The sequence below is a fragment of the Acinetobacter sp. OYA S30 genome (assembly GCF_033599315.1).
Lineage (GTDB): Bacteria > Pseudomonadota > Gammaproteobacteria > Pseudomonadales > Moraxellaceae > Acinetobacter > Acinetobacter baumannii.
The window spans coordinates 1-332 of record NZ_JAWVAV010000167.1; the positions used below are offsets into that span (position 1 = coordinate 1).

Consider the following 332-nt stretch of genomic DNA (forward strand, 5'->3'; position numbering starts at 1 on the left):
ATGGGATTCTGTTTTACAGGTCTACCAGCGTTTTAGTGATAATGCCAAAACTTTAAACCTCACAATGGATGACACTGCTCGTTTAACTGAAACCGTATCTAAAGCCGTAGCAATTAGTGGTGCAAGTGCAGAAGCTGCTGATGCAGCTTTAGTTCAGTTTGGGCAGGCTTTGGCAAGCGGAACGTTGCGTGGTGAAGAGCTTAATTCTGTAATGGAGCAAACCCCGGCATTAGCAAAGGCTATTGCTCAAGGTATGGGGATCACCGTAGGAGAGTTGCGATCTGTTGCAGCTGAAGGAAAAATTACTTCACAAGAAATTGTAAAAGCGCTTA

General features: G+C 44.3%; 1 protein-coding gene. It reads left to right on the forward strand.

The features are described from left to right. Window positions 1-332 (forward strand): tape measure protein (locus R5R67_RS19650; RefSeq protein ID WP_318755229.1); only part of this gene is annotated, 332 nt, incomplete at both ends.